This is a genomic window from Bradyrhizobium sp. AZCC 1578 (assembly GCF_036924675.1).
Classification (GTDB): Bacteria; Pseudomonadota; Alphaproteobacteria; order Rhizobiales; family Xanthobacteraceae; genus Bradyrhizobium.
The window spans coordinates 6,498,418-6,510,599 of sequence record NZ_JAZHRZ010000001.1; the positions used below are offsets into that span (position 1 = coordinate 6,498,418).

At 62.6% G+C, this 12,182-nt stretch carries 10 protein-coding genes; 2 read left to right on the plus strand and 8 right to left on the minus strand.

The genetic code is table 11. The annotated features are described in order from the left end of the window. Positions 1-110: 110 nt before the first annotated feature. On the plus strand, positions 111-1,706 hold the full coding sequence (locus tag V1290_RS30910) for an FAD-binding oxidoreductase (protein ID WP_334367871.1): 1,596 nt from the start codon (positions 111-113) through the stop codon (positions 1,704-1,706). A 329-nt stretch (positions 1,707-2,035) separates the two neighbouring features. On the opposite strand, the gene V1290_RS30915 is transcribed toward V1290_RS30910, so the two are convergent. The 6 genes from V1290_RS30915 to V1290_RS30940 form a co-directional block, all read right to left on the minus strand. Continuing rightward, entirely contained in the window at positions 2,036-3,211 is a 1,176-nt protein-coding gene (locus tag V1290_RS30915; RefSeq protein ID WP_334367872.1) for a LysM peptidoglycan-binding domain-containing protein, read from the minus strand. Positions 3,212-3,358: 147 nt separating this feature from the next. Continuing rightward, entirely contained in the window at positions 3,359-3,703 is a 345-nt protein-coding gene (locus V1290_RS30920; RefSeq protein ID WP_334367873.1) for a hypothetical protein, read from the minus strand. Next, entirely contained in the window at positions 3,693-4,793 is a 1,101-nt protein-coding gene (locus tag V1290_RS30925) for a hypothetical protein (protein WP_334367874.1), read from the minus strand. The genes V1290_RS30920 and V1290_RS30925 overlap by 11 nt, the downstream gene beginning before the upstream one ends. Then, positions 4,786-5,208, minus strand: a complete 423-nt coding sequence (locus V1290_RS30930) for a hypothetical protein (protein ID WP_334367875.1) — start codon at positions 5,206-5,208, stop codon at positions 4,786-4,788. The genes V1290_RS30925 and V1290_RS30930 overlap by 8 nt, the downstream gene beginning before the upstream one ends. 33 nt (positions 5,209-5,241) lie before the next feature. Next, a complete protein-coding gene (locus tag V1290_RS30935; protein WP_334367876.1) occupies positions 5,242-6,213 on the minus strand; it encodes an alpha/beta fold hydrolase in 972 nt (323 codons plus the stop codon). 392 nt (positions 6,214-6,605) lie between these two features. Continuing rightward, positions 6,606-8,021, minus strand: coding sequence for a TolC family outer membrane protein (locus tag V1290_RS30940; protein ID WP_334367877.1), 1,416 nt, complete (start codon positions 8,019-8,021; stop codon positions 6,606-6,608). Positions 8,022-8,314: 293 nt separating this feature from the next. Here V1290_RS30940 and V1290_RS30945 point away from each other — a divergent pair, with 293 nt between their 5' ends. Further along, positions 8,315-10,213 carry an acetyl-CoA hydrolase/transferase C-terminal domain-containing protein gene (locus V1290_RS30945; RefSeq protein ID WP_334367878.1) on the plus strand — a complete coding sequence of 633 codons (1,899 nt, stop codon included), beginning with the start codon at positions 8,315-8,317 and terminating at the stop codon, positions 10,211-10,213. A 98-nt stretch (positions 10,214-10,311) separates the two neighbouring features. On the opposite strand, the gene V1290_RS30950 is transcribed toward V1290_RS30945, so the two are convergent. Both V1290_RS30950 and V1290_RS30955 read right to left on the minus strand, forming a co-directional pair. Beyond that, a complete protein-coding gene (locus V1290_RS30950; RefSeq protein ID WP_334367879.1) occupies positions 10,312-11,091 on the minus strand; it encodes an enoyl-CoA hydratase in 780 nt (259 codons plus the stop codon). A 113-nt stretch (positions 11,092-11,204) separates the two neighbouring features. Further along, complete coding sequence (locus V1290_RS30955) at positions 11,205-11,882, minus strand: hypothetical protein (RefSeq protein ID WP_334367880.1); 678 nt, start codon at positions 11,880-11,882, stop codon at positions 11,205-11,207. Between the last annotated feature and the right edge of the window lie 300 nt (positions 11,883-12,182).

Sequence of the window (12,182 nt, forward strand, 5' to 3'; positions counted from 1 at the left end):
TCCGGCTTATCGCTTCGGTAACGCAACCGGTCTATCGAACCAGAAGCCGCCCAAATTTGACTAAAGATCCGCTCGCCCGGAATATCTCGCAAATCCCCTGGAATCAATTCATGCAGAAATTTTCGCAAAAATTCAAAACCGGCGTCTCCGTGGCCGCCGTGGTCGTCGTGCTGCTCGGCGTTTACAGCTACCGCAAGCTTCAGGCGCTGGCCGCCGATCCTAACGGGGAAAAGGATTGTGGCCCGGCGGTCGGCGGCGAGCAGGCGAAAATCGATCTGGAGCGGATCAAGGCGATAGCGCCGCTCAAGGACGTGAAATGGTCGCAGCTTGGCGGCAGCATCAATGATGCGAGCTGTCTCAACAAGACCGAAATCTACGGCGTGGTCGCGGTGCGCAGCGTAGAGGATATTGCAAAGACGCTTGCCTTTGCGCGCGACAACAAGCTCTCCGTCACCACCGCCGGCGTCCGCCACAGCATGGGCGGGCACGCCTTCCGCAAGGGCGGCATTGTGCTCGACATGCGCGGCTTCAACAAGATCGTGCTGAACGAGAGCGCGCGGTCGATCACCGTGCAGCCGGGCGCGACCTGGCACGACATCCAGAACGTCTTGCATCCGCGCTTTGCGGTGCGCGCCATGCAGTCGACCGACATCTTCACCGTCGGCGGCTCGATCTCGGTCAATGCCCATGGCATGGACCATCAGGCCGGCGCGCTCGCGAAATCGATCAAGTCGATGAAGGTGATGCTGGCGGACGGTTCGCTGCGCACGGTATCGTCGGCCGAGAATGCGGATCTGTTCAACCTCGTGGTTGGCGGTTACGGCCTGTTCGGCGTGATCGTCGAGGCCGAGCTCGATATTGCCGACAACCTCGTCTACCAGACCGGCCGTCGTGTGATGGACTACAAGGAATTTCCGGCGCTGTTCGCCGGCGAGATCGAGAAGGACGCCAATATCGGCCTGATGTACGGCCATCTCTCGACCGCGCCGAGCACGTTCCTTAGGGAATTGCTGCTCTATACCTACACCAAAATCGACGGCACCGATTTCAAGCGCCAGCCGCTCGGCGAGGTCAGCGGCACCAAGCTGCGGCGGCTGACCATCAACCTGTCCAAGCAAGGGCCGCTGTTTCAGGAAATAAAGTGGCTGTCCGAGAAGCACATCGAGCATCGGATGGAAAACTGCACGGTGACGCGCGCGCAAGCGATCGGATCGGCGGAGGCCTGTCTAGTCAACCGCAATGACCCCATGCACGACTCCGTGCCCTATTTGCGTAACTCGCTGCCTGACGATACCGACATCCTGCACGAATATTTCATCCCGCGCAGCCAGTTCGTCTCGTTTGTCGATGGCATGCGCAAGGTGCTGACCGACAACAAAACCAATCTGCTGAATGCATCGGTGCGGGTCGTGCATCAGGAAAACAATTTCCTGACTTATTCGCCGGAGCCGGCGTTCTCGCTGGTGCTCTACATCAACCAGACCACGGACGACGAGGGCAACCGGCGGATGAAGAAGGCGACGGAGGAACTGATCGACCTCACCATCGCGCACAAGGGCCGGTTCTTCCTGCCTTACCAGCTCTACTATTCGAAAGACCAGTTGCAGCGCTCATACCCGGAGATCAGCAATTTCTTCGCAGCGAAGCGGAAATATGATCCGGGCGAGTTGTTCACGAATACGTTTTACCAGAAGTACGCGTCGTGATGCCTGCCTGCCATCCGGAGGCATCGTGCATCGCTCAGCAAAGCGAGATGGTAATCATGGACATCACAAGAAATCGCGCAGCCTCGCAAGTTCAACGACGAGTTCGGCGGAGATTGTTTTGGGGATCAAATCGCCCTGTGGGACGGTATGAATCTCGTAGAGATGACGTTGGCTGAGCGGTTGCTCCAGAAACTTGGTGATGCATTCATCCAAGGTGCCATCAAGCACCGAGTACGGGGCCGACCAAACAGCGCCTTTGACGCGTTCGTTGTTTTTCGAAGGCCATTTTTTTAGAACGGCAGGAGCATGAAAGTCCGTTTGAGCACTCCTTAAGGATTGGCTTCCTGGTTGGGAATGACAAAGGTCTGGCCGGGATAGATCAGGTTGGGATTGCGGATTTGCTCTCGGTTGGCCTTGTAAATCGTCGCATAGCGCGTGCCCGCGCCGAGGGTGGCCTGGCTGATGCGCCACAGGCTGTCACCGCGCGATACCGTGGTGGTGGTGATCTTCGGCACCACGACGCTGGAGGAGTTCGTGACGTCCGGCAGGGTGGCAGCCGTGGCATCCGCCACCTGAGACTTCGGCAGGGCGACGGAATCTGGTTTGGAAGGTGAGGCGCGCGGCGGTACCGACGCGGTAACCACCGGGTCGGGCGCGTTGAACGGCACCTCGGCGCGTCCACGCACCACGCCGGACTTCGAATCCACCTCGTCCAGCCTTACGCGATAGTTCCCGGGGCCGATTCCTTCATTGATCGTGACGGCAAAGCGTCCGTCCGCCGCCGCCGTTACCGACGCAATAAAGCTGTCGTTGAGATAGAGCCGCACCGGAGCGCCTGAGCGTGCGCGGCCGCTCACATGGAATTTGCCGCTGGCCTCGATCTCGACCGCCTCCACAACCACCGCAGCGGTTTCCGGCTTCGCCTGGGTCGGCTGTGACATCACGACGGTAGGCTTGTTTGGCGTCATCAGCGCCACGACCGGCCGTTCCTTCAGGTTCGGCTCAAGCGCCACCGTCACGCTCTGCTTGGACACGATCTCTCTGCCGTCGGGCTGCTTGGCGCGCAACGTCAGATCGTAGGTGCCTGGCGGAAGCGGGCGCGGGATCATAACGAATTGTCCGGATTGATCTGCGACCGCGCGATCATGCAGTTCGCCATTGCGCAGCAGTTCCACGGTGACGCCCGGCGCCGCGCGTCCCGCGATCACAGCTTCGCCGGTCGGCTCGACGCGTGCGACGTCGAACGCCGGTCCGCCATCGCCGCTCTCGGGCGCGGCGATCGATCCGGCCAGCACGGCTGCCACGGCGTTTGCCTCCGCCTGCACGCTTGCCAGTGCCGGCCCCTTAATGCGCTCGTCAGTGGCCGGTTTTGGCGCGACGCTTGCAGCCTTATCAGCAGTCGGCTCGCGCCCAATGTACTGCATGGCGACGATCGTTCCGATGCCAGTCGCCGCAACAAGCCCTATCAGGGGCACGACCAACCGGTTCATTGATGTCTTGATCATGGTCTTTAGCCCGTCGGCCGGAAGGTCGGCCCGCCGCCACTATACAGATATTTCGGCCGGAATGGGTACTCAAGCCGAGAGATAACCCGCAGGCACAGAAGGGTTAAGCCGTCTAGGGCAGGCCGGCCAGGCTGGAACCCTGATCCCTCAAAGCTGCGCGGTGAACCGCTTCGGCGGCAGGCCGCTGCAGCCGCCCGCCTGTTCGGCGTCGAGCACCAAGAGCGCGCCGGCCGCGTAGAGCTGGCCAACGAAATCGGCGTCGTCGGAACGCGCGATGGTGACATAGTTGTTCGACGCAAGAATGCGGCCGTTGGCCTTGGTGATCGCGGCCAGTGCCTGGGACGGCGGACCTATGATCGCCATTGACTTGCCGGGGGCTGAGCCGAAGGTCAACGCGGTGACAACGGCAAGCCAGCCGCACACGACGAGGGCGATCGCGCCGGCAATCTGGCCCCAACGCCCACCGCCGCGCTGACGTCCGTCAGTAGTCATAGAAGTGCTCAATGCTTGCGCCCCTGGCCCTGAGCTCGCGGTTGATATCGACAAGACGGTCGATCCTTGCCTTCAGGCCCGCCCGGCGGAAGCCGGGCGTCGCGTCGAGCTCCAGTGAAAACAGCTCCGCCGTACCCTTGATGTCGAGCTTGGCGGCGTCGGGCGCGATCACGGTGATAAGGATGTCGTGATTGCCAGCGATCTCTGCAACCCCATAACCCTGATCCAGCAGCCGCTGCAGGATGTCGGTGAACGCCTTGTAGCGCGGCGTCTGCACGAGCTGCCATTGTGCGTTGAGCGCGCGGATCGGCTTGATGCGCGGTTCTTTTGCCAGTACCTCCGGCGGCAGCGTCGCGACGGCAAACATGATGTCGCGTGGCTCGGTGTCATTGCTGGCATCGAGCGCCTTCTGAATCAGCGCGGCGTAACCGATCTTGACGAAGTATTCCGCGCCGAGCGCGAAGTCGCGCTCCCGGCTACGCAAGCTACTTGGCGTCGGCGCCGAAATTGCCATCAGGCCGTCGAGCTTCTCCTGGAACGGGTATTTGTACCAGGGAACGGTGTAGAGGAATGCGGCATAATCCTGCAGCACGGCGCGGCCGAATTCATCCTGCGGGGTGCGCTTCTCGCCCCTGATCCATTCGAACACGCGGCCGATGGTATTCTCGTAGAATCCCTTGACGGCGTATTCGACGGAATAGCTGATGCCGATCACGTAAATCATCGTCTTCACTTCGGCCAGCGATTCTCCTGTTGCGGGCACGGCGCGGTTGATGGTGCAGAAGCTGCGCCAGAAACCGAAGATGTGGCCAAGATAGTTGAAACGGCTTTCGCTGGAGCGGTCGAGGAAACGGCCGAAATCCTCGAAGGAGTAGACGATGTACCATTCGGGGAACGTGAAGAACGTGTTGTTCAGCTTGCGCCGGTAGCCGGGCTCATCGATCGCGGGCAGGGTGACGGCCGGCGCAATCGAGGTCGATGTGCTGGCCGCGGGCCGGCACGTGCCCTCGATATAGGCCAGTGGCAAAAGCACCGTCAGCGCAATCAGGATCGCGACGACAGCCAGGATGCGCCGCAGCCACTTAAGCATGAACGGCGGCCCGCGTCCGCGGCGCGAGCAGATAGCCGATCAGGATGGCCATGCCACCGAGGCCGAGATGCGGCGCGTTGGCGAAAAACCGCGTCGAGAGCGGCAGGTTGAGGACGCCGTTGATCAGGATGCCGAAGTCGAGATAGCCGCTGCCGGTGAGCAGGCCGAGTACGCCATCGGCAAAATAAAACACGCCGAACAATTGAAAAAACAATTCCGAGGCGCGGCGCGAGGTCATCGCCGCAATGGCGGCCCATAGCGCCGACACCAGATGCAGCCCATCGGCATACCAGGTGCGGCGAAACAGGCCGAAGATCATGTCGTTGGCATCGATGAACGCCGGGATGTAGCCGGTGAGGATGACGAAGCCGAGCAGGGCGGCGTAGCCCCAGGCGCACAATCTAATGATGTCCATGATGTCTCCGGCCGGTTCGAATCTCGGTCCAGTCTAGAGTTTTCCAATCGTCTTGAGCAGGGCGTCGTTGAACAGGCCGGGGTCCTCGATTTGCGGAATGTGACCGAGCCCCGGCAGCAACGTCAGGTCCGTATCTGATGGCAGCAGCGTTCGCAGATCGTGGGCCTGCTCGACCGGGGTGATGGTGTCCTTGTCGCCCCACAGGATCGCGACGGGGACTTCCAGCTTCGCATACGCATTGCGGTCCGCGCTCGCGGCGTTGGTGTCGGAGCCGAGGAAATAATATAGCCAGTCGGCGATATCGCTCGTGCTGTCGCGCTGCGCCAGCGGCCGTTGCAGGATCGCGACATATTCCGGCAGCGCGCGCTCCTTCTTTGCGATCATCGATTGGAGCAGCATTTGCGTCGCGATCGGATTGGTGATGGTCAGCGACACCAGGATTTCGCGGATCCATTGCGGCTGGATCACCCAGGGCGCCGCCGATGGCGCTGCCGTCAATCCGAGCGCCGCATCGACCAGCACCAGGGCCCGCGCCCGATCCGGATATCGCATCACGAGTTCGGTCGCCGCACCGGCACCGAACGAATGACCGACGATGATGGCGGGCGGGGCCTCCAGCGTATCGAGCACGTCGTTGATCCGGGAAGCCTGGTCCTGCCGCGTATAGCTGCCGGGACGATCCGAGAATCCAAACGGCGGCAGGTCAAGCGCGATCACATGAAAGCCGGCCGCGGCCAGCACGTCGGTGGTATGCCGCCATAGCTCGCTCCACGCCGCCGTGCCGTGAAACAGGACCACCGGAATGCCATTCGCCGGACCCTTCTCCTGCACGAACACACCGCCCGAACGCGTCGGCACCAGATGGCCGGTCCCTGGCGCCAATTGGGCGCGCGTGCTGGTTTCGCGTATCGACGCCGCCATTCGAAATGAGGTGATCAGGAGGATTACCGACAGGAACAGGACCAGCAGGCCGTTGGCCGACCAGCGCAGGATGTTTGAAACCACAGGGCCTCGCAAATCGATCATCAAAAGGGGGGCGGGAACGGACCCGAGTTTTAGGGCAAGGCGAGTTGCTGGCGACTGAAAATACCGGACATGATCAGCGTCCGGTTAATTGCATGATAGGCGAGAAGATCTGGCACGACCGTGGGGGAGGTAGCCACAGCATTTCTTGTAGTCGGTCTTTCTTACCCTACCCTGAAGGGCCCTGAAGGGGGAGGGTCGGCTCGCATTGAGCGCAGCGAAATGCGAGACCGGGTGGGGTGATCTCTCCACTCGGGCACTGTTGGATGTGGAGAGACCATCACCCCGCCCCGCCGCTCATTTCATGAGCGTCGACCCACGAGCTTCGCTCGTCTCGGGCCCCTCCAGGGAGGGTAAGTTACGGGGAGTACAACCTACTGACCGGACGGCGTCCGCAGGCCGTGCCAGGCGTCGCGCACCTGATGATAGTGCACTTCCGGCAGGTAGTCCGGCGTGTTGAGGCCGAGATTCTTGACGTCGAGCCGGCCGATTGCGCTCAGCAACGTATAGGAGGCGATGACGCGGTCGCGCTGCGCGCCGATCAGCCGCGCCTTGGCCAGGATCAGGTCCTGCTGCGCGTTCAGCACGTCGACCGTAGTTCGCTGGCCGCCCGCCGCCTCTCGCTGTACGCCCTGCAGCGCGACGGTGGCAGCGCGCACTTCAGCTTCGGATGCCGTGACCGCAATCTTGGCACCTTCATTGGCGACCCAGGCGCCGACCGCGGCGGTGCGGGCCTGATTGCGGACCTGGTCCAGCACCTGCCGGCTTTGGGCTGCGATTTCCTTGGCTTGTCGGGTCTGCGAGGCGGCCATGCCGCCATCATAGATCGGCTGCGTGAGCTGGCCGGTCACGGAAGCCTGGTCGGTCCCCAGGGTGCCGAGCGTGGGGTCCGACTGCTTGCTACGGCTGGCGCTGCCTTGCAGCGTGATCGTCGGCATCAGGCTGCCTTCGGCGACGCGGATGGAAGTCGTGGCGACGTCGAAATCGAAGCTTGCCGCCATCACGGCGGGATGCCCGCGGAAGGCCTGCCCGGTGGCGTCATCGCGGCTGCGCGGCAGCAGGCGGTCGACGGTGTCAGCGGGGCGGAGCAGGTTGGGCGCGTTGCCGATGACCTGGAGATAAGTCGCTTGGCTGACAGCCAGATTGACCTCAGCGGCATTCAAATCGGCGCGGCCCCGGCTCAGACGCGCCTCGGCCTGCGCAGCGTCGGTGGGCGTGACGTCGCCGGCATTCAGACGCTTCTGGGTGATGCCGAGCGTTTCCTGCAGAAACGCCACGTTGGCGCGCTGGGCTTCGACCAGCGATTGGTTGGCGAGAACGTTGGTGTAGACCGTGACCGCATCCAGCAGCACGCCCTGACCGACATTGCGCAGCGCCTCGCGACCCGCCTGCACCTGCAATTCCGCCACGCGTACACTGTTGGCGGTCCTGAAGCCGTTGAACAATGTCTGGGACACGGTCACGCCGATGGTCCAGGGCTTCAGGTTCGCCGACTGGACGGTGTTGTCGGGCAAGAGGTTGCGCACCGCCTGAAAGCCGGCGGAGAGAGTAGCGACGATCTGCGGCCGATAACCCGAAAGCGCTTGCGGCACGTTCTCGTCGGTGGCGCGCTGGCGGGCGCGTTCGGCATTGAGCGCGGGATTGGTCTGGTAGGCCTTGGCCAGCGCCTCGGGGAGGCTTTCACCACGCGCGGCTGGCGCGGCAAGCGCGAAGCAAGCCACAACAAGGCAAATGCCCGATCGAAGCAACCGTCTTTCAACGTAGCCAACCCTAGCGGCGCGCCTGGTCATTTGATTCCGTAGTCAACACAAGAACGTGAGCATGATCCGGAATGCCGGTTACCCGTCATGTCCGGATCATGCACTGTCCGTCCGCCCCCGCCGACATCCTCGGTTCGTCTACCTGTTTAGGGGGCACCATGGCCACAGGCAAACTGCCGCGCGACATCAGTACATTAATTCGGTGAAATCCGTGCTTGGCTGTTGCCCGTTCGTCACAGACGAATCTCCGGTGAAGATAGGCTATAGCTCTGGCGTCCGATTCCAGGACGGCTGCCTGCCAGCTACGCCCAGGTTCGCATTCGATGCCAAAGCTGTTTTCCGATCCCGAAGCGATCGCGGAGGATATCATCCGCGATGTCGGAACCAATCTCGTGGTTGGATTGCCGCTCGGGCTCGGCAAGGCGAACCACGTCGTCAACGCTCTGTATGCACGCGCACTGGCCGACCGTTCGATCAAGCTGACGTTATTTTCGGCACTGACGCTGGAAAAGCCGCGGCCCTCGAGCCTGCTCGAACAACGTTTCATCAGCCCGGTGATCGATCGCCTGTTTGGTGGTTATCCTGACCTCGCCTATGCGAATGCACTGCATGCCGGAGAACTGCCGCCCAACGTCAAGGTGATCGAGTTTTTCTTCCTGGCCGGCAAATGGCTGCACGTGCCGTTCGCGCAGCAGCATTACATCTCCGCGAACTATACCCATGCTGCATCGTATTTGCTGGCGCGCGGGCTCAATGTCGTCACGCCATTGGTGGCCAAGCGCGTCGTCGATGGCGCGACGCGTTACAGCCTGAGCTGCAACACCGACACAGCGCTTGATCTGCTGCGCGCCCGCGCCGAGGGGCGCGCTTCGTTCAAAGTGTTCGCGCAAGTCAATTCAGAACTGCCGTTCATGCCGGGTGCGGGCGATCTGCCAGGGGAAGAATTTTCCGCCGTGCTCGACAGCCCCGCGACGGATTTCCCGCTGTTCGCCCCGCCGGCCGAGCCGGTCAGCGACACCAAATACGCGATCGGGCTTCACGCCACTAGTCTCGTACCCGATGGCGGCACACTGCAGATCGGCATCGGGCAAGTCGGCGATGCGCTGGCGCGGGGGCTGATCGTCCGTCATCGGGACAGTGCGCAGTTCCGCGCCATCATGAAGCGGCTCGCGCCCGGCGTGGAGCCGATGGAGAGCGCGCCGTTCGCAAAGGGGCTGTATGGGGTCAGCGAAATGCTGATCGAGGCATTTCTCAGCCTGATCGAGGCTGATATTCTCAAGCGCGAGGTCGACGGCGTCGTGCTGCACGGCGCATTTTTCCTCGGGCCGAAATCGTTCTATCGCGCGTTGCGCGAGATGCCGCCCGAGCAACTCGCGCGCGTCCAGATGATGCCGGTATCGTTCACCAACGAGCTCTATGGCGACGAGGACGCCAAGCGCCGCGCGCGCATCGATGCCCGCTTCGTCAACAACGCGATGATGGCGACGCTGATGGGGGCGGCAGTCTCCGACGGTCTCGACAATGGCCAGGTCGTCAGCGGCGTCGGCGGCCAGTACAATTTCGTCGCGCAGGCGTTCGCGCTTCAAGGCGCACGCTCGGTCCTCACGCTGGAAGCGACGCGGCAGGCGGGCAGGAGGACGCACTCCAACATCCGCTGGAACTACGGTCACGAGACCATCCCGCGGCATCTGCGCGACGTGTTCGTCACCGAATACGGTGTTGCCGATGTCAGGGGCAAATCGGACGCCGAGACCATCGCGGCGATGCTCGCGGTGACGGATTCCCGTTTCCAGGATGAACTGGTGAAGATCGCCAAGGATGCCGGCAAGCTGCCGAAGGAGTTCGAAATTCCGCGCGCGCATCTCGAGAACTTTCCGGAGCGGATAGCGGATGCCTTGAAGCCTGCGCGCGAGGACGGACTGCTGCCGCCGTTTCCATTCGGTAGCGATTTTACTGAGGTCGAGCAGCGGCTGATACCGGCCTTGCAGTTGCTGCGGGAAGCGCAGCGGATGCCGCTGCTTCTACCCGGGTTGCTGTGGCAGGGGGTGACCCAGCCGCCGGATGCCTCGAACCGCGAATGCCTGGCGCGGTTAGGACTCGATCGCCCAACGACGTTTGCTGAACGGGGCTATCGCGCGCTGGTGAATGCGGCACTCGCGCGGAGTGGTGCTATGACGAACGTCGTCCCTGCGAACGCAGGGACCCATAACCACAGGGCGTAGTTGCTTAGAGAAGATGTCTGCCCATCGTCGCTTCAACACGACGGCCGCGGCGTATGGGTCCCTGCGTTCGCAGGGACGACTGCGGAGAGAGCTCGGCGTTACCTGTTCTTGTTCACCGGCTTGCGCTTCTCGATGAACGCCGCCATGCCTTCGGCGCGGTCTTCCAGCGCGAAGGTCGAGTGGAACAGGTTGCGCTCGACATTCATGCCCTCCGACAGCGGCGTCTCGAACGCGCGGTTGATGGCTTCCTTGGCCATCGCGGCCGCGGGCCGCGACATCGAGGCGATCTTTTCCGCGGCCGAGAGCGCTTCTTCCATCAGTTTGTCGGCCGGCACGACGCGGCTGACGAGGCCGGAACGCTCCGCTTCGGCCGCATCCATCATGCGTCCGGTGAGGCAGAGATCCATCGCCTTGGACTTGCCGATCGCACGCGTCAGCCGCTGGGTGCCGCCGATACCGGGGATGGTGCCGAGCGTGATTTCGGGCTGGCCGAATTTGGCGGTATCGGCGGCGATGATGATGTCGCACATCATGGCGAGCTCGCAGCCGCCGCCCAGCGCGTAGCCGCTAACGGCTGCAATCGTCGGTTTCCGGCAGGTGGCAACGCGATCGCCGCCGATGGCGGTGAAATCGCTGGAGAACATGTCGATGAAGCTTTTCGGCTGCATCTCCTTGATGTCGGCGCCGGCGGCGAACGCCTTTTCGCTGCCGGTGAGCAGGATGCAGCCGATCTTGTCGTCGGCCTCAAGGTCGTCGACCGCGGCAGCGATTTCACGAAATACGCCGAACGACAGCGCGTTGAGCATTTTCGGCCGGTTCAGCGTAATGATGCCGACCGCGCCCTTGCTCTCGACAATGATGTTTTCGAACGTTGCCATGATCCACCCCGGGGTAGTCCTTTTCGCGGGCAATGTGCCCGCTGCCGGGGTGGGCTTCAAGTGGGCTGGAACGGATCCCGGATGCGGGGGCGCCGCGTCCGGTATGCCGACAGCTACGCCATGAACATACGCGCGGCCGAGGCCATCGTCAGCAGGGCGCCGAAGGCGATGAAGATCTTTCCGATCAGCGAGGTCTTGTCCAGGGTGGAACTCTCGTTGTTGACGGCTTGATCGGAGGCTTCCGATGCAGGTTTGGTCGAGGCCATCGCGACCGTCTGCGTGGCGGAGTCCTCGGGCAGGGTCGCCTGCAGCGCACGATCGACATCGTTGAGCTGGTCGGAGGCAACTACGGTAGCATCGGCCGGCGCCTCGGCGTCAGCCGGCTTGTCCGTCGCAGCTTGCAGGACGGTGTTGGCCTTCTCGGACATCGCCGCCGACATCCCCTTGGCGCTGTCGGCCGGCGCATCGGCTGCCGTCATTTGTGCGTTGGCGTTTGCGAGCCATTCGGGCATCCCGGGCCGAGTGCCGCCGCTCGCATCGGCGACCTGCTTTTCCTCAGGCTGCTTGTCCTCGACGGGTTTCGATGCCGCACGCGTGGATTTGCGATGGGCGGAGCGCTTCTTCAGGGAACGCGAACCCTGCTTGGCGGACTTCTCGGACGTCGCGCTTTCCGGTTTCGACACCGCGGCGTCGTCGGCGGGGGCCGCCGTCGCCGGCGATGGTGCTGCGAAACCCAACAAAAGCCCTGCCGCAAGAATGAAGGCCGACCCCGCGCTGGCTCGGATCGTCATGTGGAATCTCCCCATTGGCCGCCGCCCGGCGGCGAAATGAGACCCCCCAGGTGTCCACAGCACGGCGGAAAATGGGAATCTTCGGGCAACACCGGGCAAAAGCTGGGCAATGTCAGTCAGCCGACGTACTGGCGGGCATTTTGCCGACCGGAATTAGCAAGCTACGCCGGATGCGAGCCTGCGCAATCGATGTTATGAGCCTGCCATCGCGCAGCCGGTTGTCCCCCGATTCCTTTGGATAGGGAGCCAGCCAAGCTGCCGACGGGACCTTTGATCACGAGTTCGTGATTGGATTGTCCT